Raw genomic sequence first — 18646 nt, forward strand, 5'->3', positions numbered from 1 at the left:
GGATCACTGTGGCGGCAGCGTCGAGAGGTTCTCAACGAGTCGGAGCGTCGGCGGCACACTGTCGACCGGGGTCTGGTCCTGTGTAAACGCCCCACGGTAGCTCATAATGTGGCCAGCAAGCGTGTTTTCGACGGTCGCGGTGACGTGATACTGCTCGTCGGTTTCGTCGTAGCGGTCACGCACTTCGAGATCAGCCGCCATCGGTCCCGCAAGCGGGATGTATCGGCCACTGGTCCGAAGCCACTGACGGCCAGCCTCGACGACAAGCGCCCCAGACTCGACACGAGGATGGAGTTCCGAGACGATTCGGCCATCGGTGCCCAAGAAATCCAGCAGTCGACCGTTGGCTTCGTCCCAGAGGGTCAACGAATCGAAGCGGCGTCGACGGCGGCTGAACTCGAACTCCCGGCGGGTGGTGAGCACCTCGTAGCCGGACTCATGTTCGTAGCCAATCGTCGTCACGGTGAACGGAATATCGTGTCCGCCCTCGGGAAACAGCATGTTCTGTCCAGTCATCAACAGGAGGACGGGAAGCACATGGGTGCCGCGGCTGATGTCCATCTCCCCCCGACCGACACACCGACAGTAGCTGTCGGATGCGATGCCGTACCGTGAGCGAACTTTCGGATGGAGCGCCTCTGCCTCCGCACCGAGCGCCCGCTCGTAGACCCCGGTCATCGCTGTGTCCCGTCCGTCGACGCGCTGGCCAAACGTCTCTGCTGACTGTGTGTGAACGACCAAAACTCACAACTCGAAGTCATACTAGCTACTCTCTTTTATACAGGCATAATTGTTTGGCAGCTGTTATGTATCGAATGATCATAACTGAAAACGACCGTCGACGTTCTATCGGTTAGCTTCGAGCCACTCTAAGGCAGGCTCGAGGTCGGTTTCTGGTTGCGAACAGGTGAACGACTGGCAGGCGTAGACGGTCGGCTCGTCGTCGACTGCCGAGCGACCGGCCCACACCGGCGGGGCCTCCTCGAAGCCGAGTTGGTCGAGCCACGCGTCGAGTCCTTCCTCAGTTGGCGGTCGCTGAGCAACGACGACACCGGGCAGAAACCGGTCGGCAAGTTCATCTCGCCAGTCGGTTGGCAGTTCGTCGGCTGCGACTGTGAGTTCAGCACCGCCGTGAGCGTAGCGGTCGGCGGCCAGCGTCAGCGAAACATGCTGGAGCGGATTCCCCCTGATCCGGTTGCCGTGGGTTTCGAGTACCCGTCCGGCGATCTCGGTGTAGTCGACATCGGGCACGAAGCCGTCGAGCACGAGCAGCAGATCGGTGGCCACACCGAGGCTGGAGGGCGTCGACTGGTCGTCGAGTTCTTGGGGTCGAGTCACCAGTTCCTCGCCGCTTTGTGGCGTGAAGTAGATGGTCCCCTCCTCGGCGTCCCAGAACTCCTCGACAATCATCTCGCTTAGTTCGAGTGCAAACTGGAGGTGGTCGACGTCGCCGGTGACTTGGTAGCAGTCGAATGCCCCCCGAGCGAGGAAGGCGTAATCTTCGAGATAGCCGTCGCCCTTGGTGTCGCCGTTGATAAACCGGCGGGTGAGGTGGCCACTGTCGCCGTCCCACAGCTGTTCACGAATAAAGGAGAGTGCGTCAGTCGCCTGTTCGGCGTAGTCGACGTCGAGTACCTGTGCGGCTCGCGCGTACGCCGAGATCATCATCCCATTCCAGCCAGCGAGGATTTTCTCGTCTCGCGGTGGTCGGGTTCGCTCCTCGCGGGCCTCCGCAAGCGTCGATTCGGCTTCCGCGAGTCGACGTTCGACCTCGTCGACCGAGCAGTCGTACTCCTCGGCGAGATGTTCGACCGTCTCGGAGATCGTCAGGACGGTCGTCCCGTGCTCGAAGTTGCCCGAATCGGTGACACCGTACCGATCACAAAACAGCTCAGCGTCTTCCTCATCGAGGAAGTCGTGGACCTGCGAGGGCGTCCAGACGTAGAAGGTGCCCTCCTCGTCGCCACTCCGGGCGTCGAGCGTGCTGTAAAAGCCGCCCTCTGGGTGAGTGAGTTCGCGGTCGACGAACGTTAAGGTCTCTCTAACTACGTCGTCGTACTGCGGTTGGCCGGTAAGTTGAGAGGCCGCCAGATACAGCGGGGGCAACAGGGCGTTGTCGTACAGCATCTTCTCGAAGTGGGGCACCGTCCACTCTCGGTCGACGGCGTACCGATGGAAGCCGCCGCCTAACTGATCGTAGATGCCGCCGGTCGACATCCCCTCAAGCGTGGTGGTGGCGACATCCAGCGCGTCGGTGTTGCCGCTGCGAGCATACACACGCAACAGGAGGTCGATCCGGCCGGGGTGGGGGAACTTCGGGCCGTCGGAGCCGAACCCGCCGTGTTCGCGGTCCGCCGAGCGGAGTGCCGCCCGAACCGCATCGTCGAGTTCGTCGTTTCCGGGCCGTTCGCCCGGCTCATCCGGCGTCGACTCCAGTTGGTTGCAGGCGCTGTCGGTCCACTGGTCGGCGCGGTTTTTCATTTCGTCGCGCTGGTCGGGATCACTCCACGACTCGCTGATTTTGTCGAGGAGGTCGCCAAAGCCGGGCATCTGGCCCCGCGGCTCGGGTGGGAAGTAGGTGCCGACGTAGAACGGCTTGCCATCGGGGGTGAGCCACGCCGACAGCGGCCAGCCGCCCCGTCCGGTGACGAGTTGACAGACCGTCATGTAGATGCTGTCGAGGTCGGGACGCTCCTCGCGGTCGACCTTAATTGGAACAAAATTCTCGTTGAGTCGTTCGGCAACCGCCTCGTCCTCGAAGCTCTCTTCTTCCATCACGTGACACCAATGACACGCCGAGTAGCCAATCGAGAGGAAGATCGGTTTGTTCTGTTCTTTGGCGGCTTCGAGGGCGGTCTCGTCCCACGGCTGCCAGTTGACGGGATTGCCGTCGTGCTGTTTGAGATACGGGCTCGCTTCCGAATCCAATCGGTTCCGAGAGAGGGGGTCGCTCATTGCTAGCAGTCGGCTCGCAAGAGGCAAAAAAGAACCGTGTCGAGGGGGCGTAGTGCGTTAGGAGTCGGTCGTGTTTTCGGAGCCGGTGGGCTGAGTCGTTGGTTGCTGCTCTTGGGCGGCCTGTTGGGCCTGCTCGAACAGTTCCCCGCCCGCAAGCGCCTCGATCACGTCCGTATCGGTCGCATCGATCAGATCCGTGGCCGGGCCGGCAACGAGCATCAGTCCCCGGTCGAGGGTGTTTTCGATAGTGATATCCAGCGATTCAAACTCATCGAGCACGGCCTGGAACGCCTCGTCGACGAGTTGGGCTTGCTGATCCTGTAGCTGTGTGCGAGCCTCCTCCTGAGTCATGTTCCCCGACTGTATCTGCCGCTGGAGTTCGATCTGCTTCTGCTGGAGGGCCTGTTGGTCGACTCGAACGGCCATCGTCACGCGGCGTTCGTCGTCGGCAAGCTCACCACGGTCCCCCGAGAAGGGTTCCGAACCGTTGAGCTGACTCAGGCAGCCAGCGACTGCGAGGGTTGATCCGACACCGGAGAGTTCGAGTACGCGCCGTCTGTTGAGCGTCGACTGGTCTGCCGTTGAATAGCGACAACTTAGCATCGAACTGTAAAAAGCCGTCCGTGTCCGGCCGGCAGTAGGAGGTTCCTACTCGGCTGGTGCCCACCTCACCGAGGTTGGTAGTCAGTATATACTCCGGTAGTAGTGGTAGCGTTACAATATAGTCAGACTACTGAGAGAATCACTGTGAGCGATACAGAGAGCGGCCTGCAACGATGGGCCATGTCGAACGGACGCATCGCAGTGTTAACACTCACCGTGCTGGTTGCTATCACCCTCGCGTCGACGGCGACTGTCGCCGAGACACCCGACGATGACGGGATGATCGAACTCACCGATAAGGTCTCGGTCTGGTCGGAGTCGACCTACGCGATCAGTCAGAAACATCCGGATGAGACCTCGGAGGTCGAGAGTCCGTTGGTGGCATCGAACCCCACGCGGAACGTCGACGGGACGTATTCGGACGGGACGAGCGTCGACGGCGTCACGAGCGATCCCGCGGCGACAGCAGTCGGTCAGGGATCGCTGCTCCAGTTCAACTACTGGTCGGACAACGGTGCCGACACCGAGCAGTTCGCCGGCACCGAAACCTCGATGGTCGTCGCCAAACTCGATGAGCCCTCGGATCCGGCCGCCAACGGGGCCGCCGAACTCTCGGCCGAACGCGCGGCGAATCTCTTGGTTGCCGACGACCGCAACGAGCGGGCGGAGTTCGACACGCAGTTTACCGAGGACGGAGAGCATGACATGCGCGTCGTCGACGACGATGGCTACTTCCCCTCGTACTACCGGCTGGATGAGGACAGCGAGAGCGGCGTCTACGTTCTCTACGTCATCGAGACCGTTGAGGGCGACGGTGTGACCGTCGACAGCGATGGGCTGGAAACTGACGGCCAGATCAACGTGCTCGGTATCGATAGCGTCGCCGTCCAAGACGGCAATTCGACCGTGTCTGCCGACGCTGGTGAGGTTGGCCAGCCAGTCGAGTTCGACGTCAGCGCCGATGGTGAGAACGTCGACCACACGGTTGGGCTCTTCGACGAGGAGACATTCGGAGCAGAGGATATCACTTACAGTACGGACCAGGATGTCGAGGACGACATCACGCCCGACGATGTGAGCGTCGACGGGGCGGCAGTCCACGGTGTTGCTGATGTCGAGGATGCCACCGTCTTCGGAAGCGCTGTCAGCGACAGTCCGGCAGCCCACACGAGCGAGATCGGTGTGGTGACCAGCCATCTCGCGACTGCATCGCCGGACGCCAGTGGCCCGGCGGGCTCGGTCACTGCTCGAACAGACGTGAGCGGGAGCGAAACGATCAGCGTCGGAACGGAGGCCGACTGGTCGGCCGGTGAGTACACCTACGTCCATATTGCAACAGCCGACGACGGGACGACGACCACGACACACGGCACGGTAGAGCTTACAGCCAACGAGAGCAGTGAGATGAACGAAAGCGACGAAATGAACGAGAGCAACGAAACGACCGACGAGGAGACGAACTCCGACACACCCGGCTTCGGTCTCGTTGTCGCAGTGGGCGCACTGTTGGCCGTTGTACTCAGTGCGAGACGGCGAAGCAATAGTAACTGAGCGGCCAACAACCACCGAAACGGTAGTCAGTCGACCCTGAACTGACTGACGACTTTTATAGTACATGATTACGCAGTACCCACCAACGAAACGCCTACACGATGGGCGGCTGTAGCCGAGGCCATGACCGACACAGGGAGACCAAAAGTGCCGAGCGAGCCGCGGGCTGCCGTCGACGCGCTTGCCGACCATCTCTCGGCAACGGGCGAGCGCCCGGTCCCGCCAGCGACGAACCGCTGGCTCGGCGAGGCCGAAGCCGTCGCCCGTGACGCCGCAACCGACGGGCTCGATGCTGAGACACGTCAAAAACGGGTCCGGCAGGCTGCTGGCCTGCTCAATTCGGCCGAAACGACCGGCGACGAGATCGCAGACAGACATATAAAAGCAGCCAGAGAGTGCTGTCGGGTCGTGCTCGGTGAGTAGACCGGGTTTTGATTCTAAGGCCAAAACGTCGAATCGGTTTTGAAACGGAGGTCCATCCCGAAGCTACACATGTATCTGTCGCGTGCGTCGACGCATGCGAGAGCTGGACGAAACCGACCGCCGAATTATTCGGCTGCTGCTCGAAAACGCCCGTCGACCGTACAGCGAGATCGCCGACCACGTCGACCTCTCGGCCCCAGCGGTGGCCGACCGGATCAGCCGTCTCGAAGACCTCGGCGTCATCGAGGGGTTTACCCTCAATCTCGATAGCTCGATGCTTCGGGATGGCGTTGAAGTGCTCGTCGACTGTTCGGTCAGTCCCGGCCATACAACGGCTGTCGCCGACAGTCTTGGGGATCTCGAACGAGTCGAACACCAGTACGTCACTGCCGACGCGCGCGTGGTTGTCCACGCAACACTCGGTCCCGATGGGGTCGACGGGCTGCTGGAGGATGTTGAGACCGACCACCTCCGAGAGATCGATGTGAGTCTCCTGTCGGCTGCGGAGTGGACCCCCCGACTCGGCGAGGCCCAGCTTGCGGTCGACTGCGACGAGTGTGGCAACGCCGTCAGAAGCGACGGCGAATCGGCCGTGATCGACGGCACACAGTACCACTTCTGCTGTGGCTCCTGTCTGGCGAACTTCGAAGACCGGTTCGAGCAGTTCCAGAAAGGAGCATAAGTACGGTAGCCGAACCCGCACGGTTGCGACTGTTTGGTATCCAGTAGTTCACAAGATACTTACCACCACTACATAACTCAGTGACATGAAGTTTGAAAAGACAGTCGTCGCCGCGGCCATCGGCGTGGTCGTGGTGTCGTTCGTCGCCGCCGCAGTGGTTCCCAACGCGCTTGCGGATTCGGCGGACGAACCCCTCCGCCCGGGGCACGTCGATATCGAGGAGGTACCCATTTCACCCGGCGAAATAACGGGTGAGACGGCCACGCTGGGCGTCGAAGCCAGACTCAGCCACCGGGGTAACCCTACCCGGAACGTGACCGTCCTGTTCCGTGCCATCGACAGCGAGTCGAACCTCGTCGAAACGGATCGGACCACCGACGTCGACACCCTGCGGGGCGAGCGTGAGACAGCCGTCAACACTAATCTCACGGTTGCCCGCGAGGGTGGCTACCGAATCGAGACCATCGTCTTCCGCGATGGCCAGCGTGTCGACCGTGCGAGGCGACAGGTCAGTGGTCTCGAAGCGCTGACCCCCGCCTACGCCGAATCGAACGTCGAGTTCGCCGAGGAAAGCGCGATGCAACCGATCTCGGTGGGTATCGGGTCGACAGGCGATGATGGAGTCGATCTCGACCTGTCGGGGGCACTCACGAATCAGGGCGATGAGTCGACCGGTGACCTCGAAGTGACGTTCACCGTCCGACAGGCCGAATCGAACATTGTCGCCGACCGCGTTACGGTCCCTGTCGGCGACATCCGGGCCGGCCGAACGTCGACTGTCGATGCCAGCGCGGCAGTTCCTGAGGGGTATAACTACTACATCGATGCCGTCCTCTGGCGCGACAGCGTCCACGTCGACTCCGCACGGAGCGTCGCAAATCTCGATCCAAGCGAGCGGATCAGTGCTGACGAGACCGAAACGGACGTCGAATTCGAGGCATCGGACTTCGAATCGGGATCGGGAGGAGGGATGAGTGACGACGGTGCCATGTCGTCCGATGACGGATCCCGGGGCGAGGCAACGAGCGAAGAGACACCCGGCTTCAGTGCCGTCATTGGCCTCGTCGCGCTCCTTGCGACGGCACTGCTTGCTCGGAGGCGATCACAATGAGCGACGACAGTTCACGAACAATGACCAGCGATACCGACATCGAAACCCAACCCTCGCAAACAACGCGGAGCAACGGCGAAACGAACCAGAATCTCACACTCGAATCGAGAGATATCCGAACCCTGCTCAACTACGCCGCACTGGCGTTGTTGGTTCTGTTCGCACTCGTTTCGGTGATACAGCTATACGGCGCTGTCGGCAACGTCATCAACCAACTGATTTCGCCGGAGTACCGCGCCTTCTTCCGCGCGGCATTCAATCTCACCGTGTTGCTGGTCTGTGTCGGCGGCATCTCCATGCAACTCAAACGCCTCACCTGATCTCGCCGTTCTTCGCTGACTGAGAGCGAATAGAAAGCCATAGGCGAAATAGACTATCGAATCTAAATTCAGACTAGGCCTTTGCTTTCGTTTTGAAACCACAATTCGCATGAAATAGGACCCCGTATATACACCTATGAGCAGAACAGTGCGATTAGAAATCGAGGGGATGTCGTGTGCAACCTGTGTCGGCAACGTCGAGGAGGCGGTCGACTCCCTCACAGGCGTCGACGAGGTGAATGCCAACTTCGCGGCCGACGAAGGATCGGTGGCGTACGATCCGGAAGCGGTGAGCCTCAGTGAGATCTACGAGGCTATCGAAGGAAGCGGCTACGACCCAGTTAGAGAGACCCTAACGGTCGACATCGGCGGGATGTCCTGTGCGACTTGCTCGAAGACCAACAAGGAGGCCATCGAGTCGGTGCCGGGCGTTATCGAGGCAACGGTCAACTTCGCAAGCGATGAGGCGACCGTCGAGTACAACCCGGTCGACACCGAGATCGATCAAATCTACGAGGCCATCGAAGACGCCGGCTACGAGCCAGTGCGTCCGACCGATGACGAAGACAGTGACGGCGAACAGCGAGAGTCGGTCGCCCAACGCGAGATGGAAAAACAGTGGCAACTCGTCGTCTTCGGTGGGATACTGACCGCACCGTTCGTCCTGGTGATGGTCGACATGTTCGTCGCTGGCTTTCTGCCGGAGTCAGTCGCGGGGATTTCGCTCGGCTGGATCGAGTTCGGTCTTGCGACGCTGCTAATGGCAACGCTGGGCAAGGAGTTCCTCGTCGGAGCCTACCGCGCGGCGGTGAACAACCGGCAGGCCAACATGGACACCCTCGTGGCGATGGGGACCTCGGTCGGCTACGTCTACAGCGCTGTCGTCTTGCTGGGACTGCTATCTGTCGACAGCGGCCTCTACTTCGAAGCAGTGGCGTTCATCCTCTGGTTTATCACGCTGGGCAACTGGCTCGAAGCCCGGTCGAAGGCCCAAGCCAGCGATGCGCTGCGCTCGCTGCTGGAACTCGAAGCCGAGGAGGCGACCGTGATCCGCGAGGACGGCAGCGAGGAGACGATTCCGCTCTCGGCGGTCGACGTTGGTGACCGCCTAAAAGTCCGCCCCGGTGAGCGAGTTCCGACCGACGGCGTGGTCCGAAATGGCGAGAGCGCGGTCGACGAGTCGATGGTGACCGGCGAGAGTGTGCCAGTTGAAAAGCAGCCGGGCGACGAGGTGGTGGGCTCAACGATCAACGAAAACGGTGTTCTGGAGGTCGAGGCGACGCGAGTCGGGAAAGATACCGCGATCCAGCAGATCGTCGAGCGCGTCAAACAGGCCCAAGCCCGACAGCCGGATATTCAGCGGCTGGTCGACCGTATCAGCGCGGTGTTCGTCCCCGCAGTGATTCTCAACGCGGTCGTCTGGGCGAGCCTCTGGTATCTGTTTCCCGAAGCGCTGTTCGGGGTCGCTGAGGCGCTGCCGCTGTGGTCGCCCGTGGGCGGCGGGCCGGTTGCTGGCGGTGTCCCACTCATCGAGTTCTCGATGATCGTGCTGGCCAGCGCGCTGTTGATCGCCTGTCCCTGCGCGCTCGGGCTGGCAACCCCCGCCGCGACGATGGTGGGGTCGACGATTTCCGCGACCAACGGCGTCCTATTCAAGGGTGCAGATATCCTCGAAAAAGCCCGCAGCGTCGACACCGTCGTCTTCGACAAGACGGGGACGCTGACCCACGGCGAAATGGAACTGACCGATGTCGTCGTGATTGACCGGCCAGCGACCGATGGGGGCATCGAAAGCGACGGCGGCGTGGTGGAAGCGAGCGTCGACGAGGCGTTCGTCCTTGGGGCTGCGGCCAGCGCGGAATCCAGCTCCGAACACCCACTTGCGGAGGCCATCGTCGACGAGGCCCGCGAGCGTGAGTTGGATGTGGCCAACCCAAGCGAGTTCGAGAACGTCCCCGGCCACGGCGTGCGGGCGACGACCGAGTACGGCGAAACGCTGGTTGGGAATCGAAAGCTAATGGTCGACAACGGGATTGATCCCAAACCTGCGGCCGCAGAGATGGAACGACTTGAAGGCGAAGGAAAGACGGCAATGCTAGTAGCTGTCGACACCCACCTCGTCGGCGTCGTTGCCACCGCCGACACGGTTCGTGAGAGCGCCAAGCAGACCGTCAGCGAACTCCACGAGCGCGGGCTTGAGGTCGTAATGCTGACCGGCGACAACGAGCGCACTGCTGCCGCGGTCGCCAAAGAGGTCGGAATCGATCCGAACAGCGTTCGGGCAGAGGTGTTGCCGGAGGACAAAGCCGACGCAGTCGACGACCTCCAAGCAGACGGGAACCGAGTAATGATGGTTGGTGACGGCGTCAACGACGCCCCCGCCCTGACGACCGCCCACATCGGGGTGGCAATTGGCTCGGGGACCGACGTGGCCATCGAGAGCGCGGATGTGACGCTAATGCGGGATGATCCGGCGGACGTCCTCAAGGTCATTCGGCTCTCGGAGGCGACGCTGTCGAAGATTCGCCAGAACCTGTTTTGGGCGCTGGCCTACAACGCGACGCTGATCCCGGTGGCCTCGCTGGGCCTGCTCAACCCGGCGCTGGCAGGGCTGGCAATGGCTGGCTCCAGCGTGAGCGTGATGACAAACAGCCTGCTGTTCCGCGGCTACGACCCACACGAGGACTACCACCTGCTCGTGACGCGGTTGTTCAGATAGGAGACCGACGCGGAACTGGAGGCTACTGAATGGAAACGCTCTTTTGAGAGACTCACGGAGATAGCGTATATGAGCAACGGCGACGAGGAAGCCGAGACTGTCGACAGCCTCGCGGAGCGACTGGAGGCCGTCGACGAGGCCCTTGCGGCCGCCGAGACCGAGTCCGATCTCGACGCAATCGAGGCCGACCTCGACGAGATCGAATCGGAACTCGAAGCATCGGAGCTTCCGGTTCCCGACGACGAAGACGAGGAGAGCCCCGCCGAGGAACTCGAATCCCAACTCGAAGACTACCGCGAGGAACTCGAATCCCAGCGCGGTCCCTACGCCGAGGACGTCATCGAGAGCACTGAAGCCGCCAAATCGACCATCGAGGACGGCGACTGGACCGAGCAGGGCGAAGGTGAGGTCATCGAGGCCGTTGAGGCCTTCACCGAGACGGTCGGAGAGATCCTCGACACCACCGTCGACCCGATCTCCGGGCTCGACAGCGCGCTCGACGCACTCAGCGACAGCGCGGCCGCTGTCGACAGCGCCGACCTCGACCCCGACGACGACAGCGAGACCCTCGCGGAGTTGGTCGACGCGGTCGACACCCTCGAAGCCGATCTTGAGGCGGCCCAAGAGTGGGACGACCTCACAGTCCGCGAAACCCTCCAATCGGAGGGCTACTACGACGTGCTGGGCCACACCAAAGACTACCCGCCGGAGTGGGCCGCACTGAAGGAACACGAAAAACGGGGCAACACTGAGATGGTCCTGCTGGCGTTCGATGAACTCGATTCGGACTTCATGGAGGAACACTGTCTCGACACGCTGGCCCGCATGGGGCCGGTCGCCGCGACCGAGGAGGCCATCGACGCGATGATGCAGTTGGCCAACAAGCGCAACAAGCCCGCGATCAAGGCGCTGGGCAAGATGGGCGCGACCGAGGCCGTCGACACACTCATCGAGTACGTCGACGCCGACAAGGACGCCGCCCTCCAGAAGACGACCTTCCGCGCACTCGGCGAGATCGGCGACGAACGCGCCGTCCAACCGATTGCCGACAAACTCCTGATGGACAACGACAACGTCCGCCCGCAGGCCGCCCGCGCGCTCGGCCTGCTCGGCGACACCCGCGCGATCAAACCACTGGCTGACACGCTCAAAGCCGACGACAACGAGAACGTCCGCGCCCAAGCCGCGTGGGCGCTCCGCCAGATCGGCACGAAACGCGCTCTCGAAGCCGTTGTCGACCATGGTTCGGACGACACCTTCATCGTCCAAACCGAGATCGACAAAGCCCGACGCTCGCTCGACGCCGCCGTGGCGAACGCCTGATTCGAATCGACCGTTTGCTGGCGGCTATTGTTCGTCTATTCGAATGAATCTCTAGACACTCTCTGCGGTCAACACGGCTCCTTTTCAGTGTTCAGCCCCGAAATAGACTGCATGACAACCGCACTATTCGTGGTTAGCGAAGAGGGCTACTGGGGCGAGGAATGTATCGAGCCGCTTGCGACTCTCGACGAGGCGGGCGTCGACGTCACGGTCGCGACGCCGACGGGCAACCCACCGGTCGTCGACGAGCGCTCGGTCGACCCCGAGACCGTCGGCGAGGAAATCTCCGAGAAAGTACTCGACTACGACCAAAACGACGAGCGACTGGCGAATCCGGAGCCGATTGCCACCGTCGAGGCGAGCGACTACGACACGGTCGTCTTCCCCGGCGGCCACGGCACCGCGTGGGACATCAACACCGACCGCCACGCTCGACAGCTGCTGGCCGATGCGGTCGCTGGCGACGACGGCGTCGCACTCGTCGTCTGTCACGCAGTCGGGATTCTCGGCTTTACCCACGACGACAGCGGCGAATATCTGGTCGACGGTCGCAACGTGACCGGCTTCCCCAACGAGTGGGAAGACGGCATCATCGATGACAACGACCTGATGCCGGATGGTCGCAAACTACCGTACCTGACCGAAGACGAAGTGATCAAGGCCGGCGGCCAGTGGGACGCCGAACTCGATTCTGAAGCGAGTGTCACCGTCGACGGCGACCTCGTGACTGCCCGCGGCCCTGAATCCTCGACCGCGGCGGCCCAACAGCTGCTTGCGGAACTCGGCATCGAAACGGCTGCGTAAAAAGGCCGACGGCGTTCGGATTACTCTATTTTGAAAACGGCTTCTTCGATTGATTCGCTGCGACACTCCGGACACCGCGATGGGTAGTTGACGGGGTCGTCGTAGTTGCTGAACCCGCAGCTGGAACACTCCGGCGGCGCGACGAGGAACTCGGTGTCCTCGTCGTACCGCACCGACCGGGCGACGTGTTTGAGATCCTGATAGATCGTCGACACCGGGGTGTCGAGTTCGGCGGCGAGTTCGCTTGCGGTCGCTGGCTCAGCACCGAGTGTCTCGGCGAGCTGCTCCCGCCGTGTCGAATCGGTCATACCTCCACTGAGGGCTACGGAACTAAAAACACATCCCGTCGTGGTCTTAGGTGTCGACCTGACAAGGGACCTCTCGGAAGCCGTGAGTTTAACCCCACGTGTGCGTAGGTGTCGGTAATGCCGCCAACGCTGCTTACCGTTGCTGTCGGCGTGCTGGTCGGCATCGCATTGCTGGGAGCAGCCTTCGACCGCCGCTCGCTTGCGGTCGTTGGGATTGCCGCCGCGGTCCCGGATGTCGACGCCGCCCTCACCGCCCTCGGCGTGGGCGCGGCCAACGCGACACTTCATGCGGTCTGGATTCCGCTCGCCGCGGCTGGCCTGCTGTACTACGATACCGACCACCGCGACCGGTCGTGGCTCCGGCACCGCTATGGCTGGTACGGCGTTCGAGTCGCGTGGGTCGCCATCGCTACCTACGCCGTCGCCGGAATCGGCGTCGACCTGTTTAGCACCGAGAGCGTCGCGCTGTTCTACCCGCTGTCGGATCGCTACTACGCAATTATTGGCAAATTCGTCCTGTCGACACAGGAGGGCGTCGTCCAGACCTACATCGAAATCGGAAACGGCTGGGAGGTCGCCTCACCCGGCACTATCGAGAGCTACCACGTCGACTCGTGGTGGCATCCCGAAAACGGGGAGCGTCGACTCCAACTGGTCGAATCAGGCTGGCAAGCGATCATCGTCGTGACAGCCATCGCTGCGATTCCCGCAAAACTGCTCGTCCAGCGGGGTGATCGCTGATGCCGACTTCGGTCGTCCACGCCGCGGTCGCGTTCCTGCTTGCGGTCGGCCTGCTTGGGCGGTTCTACGACCGCCGGGCGCTGGCGGTCGTCCTCGCTGTCGTGCTGTTTCCCGAACTCGATGCCGCAGTGGGACTGGTGATGGACGGCGCTCACCGTACCGTGTTTCACACGCTGTCGACCTCGGTCGTGGCTGCCGGTGTCGTCTACTGGGAGACAAACCGCAAGGAGTCGTGGCTTCGCGGGCGATGGGGAGCCTACGGCGTCCGACTCGCGTGGGTTGCGGTGTTCGTCCACACCTTCGCTCATTTGGGACTCGACTGGGCGCATCTGTCGGGAATCAACATCGTGTGGCCACTGGTCGACCAGTTTGTCACCCTTGAGGGCGAACTGTATCTCTCCTCGACGGAGGGCGTGGTCCAGACGTTCGTCGACATCGCTATCGACCCCGAAACCGGCCAGCAGACCGTCGACGCCGGACAGGGCGGGACGACCGCCAACACCCACGTGTCGACGCCGGTCCAACCCTCCAAAGATCCCCAACCGGGACCGGTCGACCGGCGGTTTCCCATCGCGGTCGGTGGCTGGCAACTGTATTTCCTCCTAACGGGGGCGTTTGCGCTGCTTGGGCGGAAACTGCAGTCGACGCCGGCGGTCGAAGAAAACTGATCCGAGAGCAAGCGAGCCGAGCAACAGCCCCCAAACGACGGAGGTCGACCATAGCTACTCGATGTCGACGACGGGGACCAGAAACAACAACCAGTCAATAACGGAGATGAACAAACCATATATACATTTTTGTAGCTAGTAAAGTATGTTCATTTTGTATATCAACGGTATTTATATTTGTATGACTTAATGACGATTCTATGCGAAACAACCTCGGGACCGATATCGGAATGAAGCTACGACGGTTTATTGCGAACACTCCCGACGGGAGCCGGATTTCGGACAGCGCCTTCGAAGGTCGACATCGAGGTGTGCTGCTAACGACAGCCCTGCTGCTTCCGTTTATTTTCGCAGTGAGCCGCCTCACGGGAGTCGAATCGGTAACCGGGGCCGAACTCCCGTCGATCCCGATGCTGCACTCCGTGGCTGGGGTGGGACTAATTGCACTGCTCATTGGAATTGCGGCGGTTCCAACACTCCCTCGACGGGTTCGAACCTCGCTGGCCTCGGCGGGGTTCATGACTACGGCGGCGGTGTTGGCGTACTTCACTGGCGGCTTTATCGAAGCGCATTTCCTCTACTTCGTCGGTGTCGGTGTCGTTGCCCTCTACGAGGATTGGGTTCCGTTCGGCGTCGCAATCGGCTACGTCGCGACACAGCACAGCGTCTTCGGGCTGATCGAATGGTTCACCGTGTACAATCACCCGGCAGCGATGGCCAAACCGGTTGTCTGGGGCGGGATTCACGCTGTGTTCGTCAGTATGCTTTCGGTGGCGATCCTCGTCCAGTGGCAGTCGTTGGCGGTCGCGCGGAACGAAATCGAGGCCAAGCTCGCAGACGTCGAGCAGGCCAAAGACGACATCGAAAAACAGAGCCAGAAGGCCGAGAAACAGCGTCGGGAAGCCGAGAAACAGCGACAACAGGTCGAACAGCAGCGCGAGCAGATGGCCGAACTCAACACCCAGTTGGCCGACTCCTACGGCAGCGTCATTGCTGCATGCGCCAACGGCGACCTGACACAGCGACTCGACGAGGACGTCGACAACGAGGCGATGGCCGAAATCGCACACTCGTTTAATAATATGATCGACGAATGGGAGGAGACAGTCGTCGAAATCCAATCGTTTGCGGTGGCGGTCTCGGAGGCGAGCGAAAACGCAACCACGAGTGTCAACGAAATCGAACAGGCGGGCGAAGACGTCGCTCGGTCGGTCGAAGACGTGTCACATCGTGCCGATACACAGAACGAACAGCTCCAAACGGTGTCCGGAGAGATGAGCAATATGTCGGCAACGATCCAGGAGATCGCGTCGTCATCCGAAGAGGTCTCGACAACCGCGGGCGCCGCGGTCGACCGGAGTGAATCCGGTCGGGAGCACGCTGCAGACGCGACAGCACAGGTCGACGCAATCGAGCAACGGGCCCGTGAGGTGGCCCAACAGGTCGACACGCTCGACCAGAAGATGGAGGAAATCGATAATATCATAAATGTTATCAATGAGATCGCAGATCAGACGAACCTGCTCGCGCTGAATGCGTCGATTGAGGCAGCACGGGCGGGCGAAGCCGGCGACGGGTTTGCGGTCGTTGCCAACGAGGTGAAATCGCTAGCCGAAGAGGCCTCCACGGCGACCAACCAGATCGAACAGCAGATTACGGAGGCACAGTCAGTCACCGACGAGACCGTAACCAGTATCGAAGAGATGACACAACAGGTTACGGAGGGAGCCGCAACAATCGATGAGACGATAGAAGTGTTCGACGAGATCGCCGATATGATCACTGAGGCCGAAAGCGGTATGGCTGAAATATCGGGTGCCACCGACGACCAGGCAGCATCCTCCGAGGAGGTGGCAGCAATGGTCAACGAGGCACTGACGCTGAGTGACCAAACGGCCAACGATGCGGCAACCGTTTCGGCAGCAACCGAACAACAGGCAGCCTCGCTTGCCGAAGTCTCACAGAGCGTCCAACGGCTCTCGGAACGCGCGGGAGCACTCCACGACGAGGCCAGCACGTTCGAGACCACCGATGAGACGGAGTTGACAGCCGTCGACTCGAGTGCAACAATCCCCGCAGCCACCGATGGCGGACAGCAGCAACAGCGGTAGCAGAGCTTTCGAGTGACCGGAGTCTTTTCAAATCTAATTACCGTACTGGAGAGATTGGCTACTCGTCGACTAACCGCGCGTCGGTGATCCGAATCCGGCCGCTGTCGCCGTTCCACTCGGTGTCGTACTCCAGTTCGATTCGCTGGGACATGTGCGGCCCATTCGTGACGAACGTCTCGAACTCCCCGCCCTCGCCGAGGAGGTGGACGCCGTACTCGTCGTTGAGTTCGCGGAGGTCGTCGATGGCCTCGGCATCGAGCGTTCGGCCGAGCCACGACTCGTCGAGACCGTAGGCAGCGACCTGCAAGATCGTGATTTCGAAGCCGGCCGCGAGCATTTCTTCGGCCAGCACCTCCGGATCACGCTGCCAGAGCGGGGCGAACAGATCGATGCCGAGTCGGTCGCACATGTCTTGGATTCGGTTCGTCTGGAACTCGCTTTCGATGGCTCCCGCAGTGACGCCAGCGAGGTCGACCTCCTCGGCAAGCTCAGTGAGGGCGGCCTCCAGCGGTTCAAGTTCGGCATCGCCCTGTGTGCCGGCGTCGACAGCCGTCTCCGCGCCGAGGTCGCCGGGCTCTACCTCAACGAGTTCGATGCCGATACTCTCGGCGGCCAGTGTGGCCAACTGTGTCTCGGGGACGTGATACATATACGATTCCTCCGAGGGATGGACCGTCAGCAGTCGCGTCACGTTCAGTCCGTCTCCGAGGGCCTGATACAGCGCCCACGAGGAGTCTTTGCCGCCCGAAAAGAGGCTCACCCACTCATCAGTCATACTGGACCCCACAGCGGCCGTCGTAATACCGGCTTTGATTGCCGCAGGCTGGGTCAGAGAACAATCGACTTCTTCTGGATCAGCTGCTCGATAGTCACGTGGATACCGTCGCGGTTGATCCCCGAAGCGTCGTTGCCGCCGGAGGGAATATCGCCGATTCCGTGAGAGGGCGCGCCATTGATCCGGACCCCACCGGCGTTGAGCCGGTCGCGAGCCGGAGTGCGCGGTTGTGGTCGCTCGTGAACACCGACGCGTCCAATGCGAGGTCGCTGGCGTTGGCGAGTTCGATGGCCTCGTCCTCGTCGGCGAAGGTGGTCACGGCGGCGACGGGACCGAACTGCTCTTCAGAGATGATTCGAGCGTCCTGTGGGACGTTGGCTAACAGCGTCGGCTCGTAGAACGCGCCGTCGCGCTGGCCGCCGCAAACCAGTTCCGCGCCCGCGTCGACTGCCTCATCGACCAGTTTGTCGACCTCCTTCGCATGGTCGGCGTCGATAAGCGGGCCGAAATCGGTCGACTCCGCGAAGGGATCGCCGACGACCCACGACTCCATCGTGAGTTCGATGCGCTCGACGATCTCGTCGTGGACCAATTCGTGAGCGAGTACGCGGGAGACGGCCGAACAGCGCTGACCGCCGAACTTGAGGGAGCCGGCCGAACAGGCGTCGGCTGCATCCGAGAGGTTCGCATCAGGAAAGACGAGTGCGGGGGCGTTACCACCCAGCTTCATGACGAGATTGACGATCTTGGACTGGCGGGCAACGTGGTCGCCAGCCGCCGCGAAGTCGGTCATGGCGATGGTGTCGACGCGGTCATCACCCGCGAGTGTATCACCGATCTCACTACTTTTGCCGGGGACGAAGTTGAATGCCCCATCCGGGAGATCGACCGTCGACTGAATGACGTCAGTGAGGATCGCTGCGGTGACCGGTGTCTTGCTCGATGGGTTGAGGATGACACTGTTGCCCGCCGCGAGGGCGGGTGCGACCTGCAGGATGGCCGTCTGGAGCGGATAGTTGTACGGCGAAAGACAGAGCACCGTCCCGATGGGTTCGGGTTTGACAATCGCGTTCCACCCCTCGTGGCCGGATGTCGACCCCTCGCGGTACTCGCCGTAGCGCTGGGGGAGATCACGGGCCTCGGCGGCCGCCCGGCGGAACCGGCGGGCCGCATTCTCGGGTGCGTCACACGCCGCCGAGATCGGTTTTCCCGCCTCACGGACGATGACGTCGGTCAGTTCCTCGGCGCGGGCGTCGAGTCCGTCGGCGATAGCCGCCAGCCAGTCGGCGCGTTCGACCGGCGTCGTTTCGCGTAGTGGTGTCTGTGCGCCCTCAGCGGCTGCCAGTGCCGCTTCGGCCTGTTGGCTCCCGGCAGCGTCGACGTGAGCGAGGACCCCACCCGCTGCGAGATCACGCACCTCGATTGTCTCCGGTCCGTCACACCAATCTCCGCCAATGTACAGTTGAATGGCTCGCAGCGATTGCATATCCAGTAACTATCTGCAATTACTGAGAGGAACAAGAGCGTTCGGGCCGATTGTCCGGACAGTCGA

16 protein-coding genes and 1 pseudogene are annotated in these 18646 nt (G+C 61.8%); 11 read left to right on the forward strand and 6 right to left on the reverse strand.

Going from position 1 to position 18646, the window contains the following annotated elements; translation table 11 throughout:
- Positions 1-3 precede the first annotated feature (3 nt).
- The 3 genes from HALTADL_RS08565 to HALTADL_RS08575 all read right to left on the reverse strand — a co-directional run bounded on the left by HALTADL_RS08565 (position 4) and on the right by HALTADL_RS08575 (position 3558).
- A complete protein-coding gene (locus HALTADL_RS08565) occupies positions 4-678 on the reverse strand; it encodes a DUF4166 domain-containing protein (RefSeq protein ID WP_089670705.1) in 675 nt (224 codons plus the stop codon).
- Positions 679-846: 168 nt separating this feature from the next.
- Positions 847-2955, reverse strand: coding sequence for a thioredoxin domain-containing protein (locus HALTADL_RS08570; RefSeq protein ID WP_089670704.1), 2109 nt, complete (start codon positions 2953-2955; stop codon positions 847-849).
- Positions 2956-3012: 57 nt separating this feature from the next.
- Complete coding sequence (locus HALTADL_RS08575) at positions 3013-3558, reverse strand: hypothetical protein (RefSeq protein ID WP_089670703.1); 546 nt, start codon at positions 3556-3558, stop codon at positions 3013-3015.
- Between the two features lie 180 nt (positions 3559-3738).
- Between HALTADL_RS08575 and HALTADL_RS08580 the strand changes: the two genes are divergently transcribed.
- The 8 genes from HALTADL_RS08580 (at position 3739) to HALTADL_RS08615 (ending at position 12491) form a co-directional block, all read left to right on the forward strand.
- Positions 3739-5109: a PGF-CTERM sorting domain-containing protein gene (locus HALTADL_RS08580; RefSeq protein WP_089670702.1), complete on the forward strand. Its 1371-nt coding sequence runs from the start codon at positions 3739-3741 to the stop codon at positions 5107-5109.
- 123 nt (positions 5110-5232) lie between these two features.
- Positions 5233-5532, forward strand: a complete 300-nt coding sequence (locus HALTADL_RS08585) for a hypothetical protein (protein ID WP_177171883.1) — start codon at positions 5233-5235, stop codon at positions 5530-5532.
- Positions 5533-5626: 94 nt separating this feature from the next.
- Positions 5627-6214, forward strand: coding sequence for an AsnC family transcriptional regulator (locus HALTADL_RS08590; RefSeq protein WP_089670701.1), 588 nt, complete (start codon positions 5627-5629; stop codon positions 6212-6214).
- 85 nt (positions 6215-6299) lie between these two features.
- A complete protein-coding gene (locus tag HALTADL_RS08595; RefSeq protein WP_089670700.1) occupies positions 6300-7325 on the forward strand; it encodes a DUF7490 domain-containing protein in 1026 nt (341 codons plus the stop codon).
- Positions 7322-7645 carry a hypothetical protein gene (locus tag HALTADL_RS08600; protein WP_089670699.1) on the forward strand — a complete coding sequence of 108 codons (324 nt, stop codon included), beginning with the start codon at positions 7322-7324 and terminating at the stop codon, positions 7643-7645. The genes HALTADL_RS08595 and HALTADL_RS08600 overlap by 4 nt, the downstream gene beginning before the upstream one ends.
- Positions 7646-7781: 136 nt before the next feature.
- On the forward strand, positions 7782-10364 hold the full coding sequence (locus HALTADL_RS08605) for a heavy metal translocating P-type ATPase (protein WP_089670698.1): 2583 nt from the start codon (positions 7782-7784) through the stop codon (positions 10362-10364).
- 69 nt (positions 10365-10433) lie between these two features.
- Positions 10434-11687: a HEAT repeat domain-containing protein gene (locus HALTADL_RS08610; RefSeq protein ID WP_089670697.1), complete on the forward strand. Its 1254-nt coding sequence runs from the start codon at positions 10434-10436 to the stop codon at positions 11685-11687.
- A 111-nt stretch (positions 11688-11798) separates the two neighbouring features.
- On the forward strand, positions 11799-12491 hold the full coding sequence (locus tag HALTADL_RS08615; RefSeq protein ID WP_089670696.1) for a type 1 glutamine amidotransferase domain-containing protein: 693 nt from the start codon (positions 11799-11801) through the stop codon (positions 12489-12491).
- A 20-nt stretch (positions 12492-12511) separates the two neighbouring features.
- Here the strand turns inward: HALTADL_RS08615 and HALTADL_RS08620 are convergent, their stop codons facing one another.
- A complete protein-coding gene (locus HALTADL_RS08620; RefSeq protein WP_089670695.1) occupies positions 12512-12799 on the reverse strand; it encodes a transcriptional regulator in 288 nt (95 codons plus the stop codon).
- Positions 12800-12916: 117 nt separating this feature from the next.
- On the opposite strand from HALTADL_RS08620, the gene HALTADL_RS08625 reads away from it, so the two are divergent.
- The 3 genes from HALTADL_RS08625 (at position 12917) to HALTADL_RS08635 (ending at position 16319) form a co-directional block, all read left to right on the forward strand.
- Entirely contained in the window at positions 12917-13540 is a 624-nt protein-coding gene (locus HALTADL_RS08625) for a hypothetical protein (RefSeq protein ID WP_089670694.1), read from the forward strand.
- Positions 13540-14208, forward strand: a complete 669-nt coding sequence (locus tag HALTADL_RS08630; protein ID WP_089670693.1) for a metal-dependent hydrolase — start codon at positions 13540-13542, stop codon at positions 14206-14208. Before HALTADL_RS08625 ends, HALTADL_RS08630 begins: the two co-directional genes overlap by 1 nt.
- A gap of 200 nt (positions 14209-14408) precedes the next feature.
- On the forward strand, positions 14409-16319 hold the full coding sequence (locus HALTADL_RS08635) for a methyl-accepting chemotaxis protein (RefSeq protein WP_089670692.1): 1911 nt from the start codon (positions 14409-14411) through the stop codon (positions 16317-16319).
- 58 nt (positions 16320-16377) lie between these two features.
- Here the strand turns inward: HALTADL_RS08635 and HALTADL_RS08640 are convergent, their stop codons facing one another.
- Together HALTADL_RS08640 and HALTADL_RS08645 are read right to left on the reverse strand one after the other, a co-directional pair.
- Positions 16378-17094 (reverse strand): diphthine--ammonia ligase, encoded by a 717-nt coding sequence (locus HALTADL_RS08640; protein ID WP_089670691.1) that lies wholly within the window; start codon positions 17092-17094, stop codon positions 16378-16380.
- Positions 17095-17147: 53 nt separating this feature from the next.
- Positions 17148-18580, reverse strand: a pseudogene (locus tag HALTADL_RS08645) (aldehyde dehydrogenase family protein).
- Between the last annotated feature and the right edge of the window lie 66 nt (positions 18581-18646).

The organism is Halohasta litchfieldiae (assembly GCF_002788215.1).
Classification (GTDB): Archaea; Halobacteriota; Halobacteria; order Halobacteriales; family Haloferacaceae; genus Halohasta; species Halohasta litchfieldiae.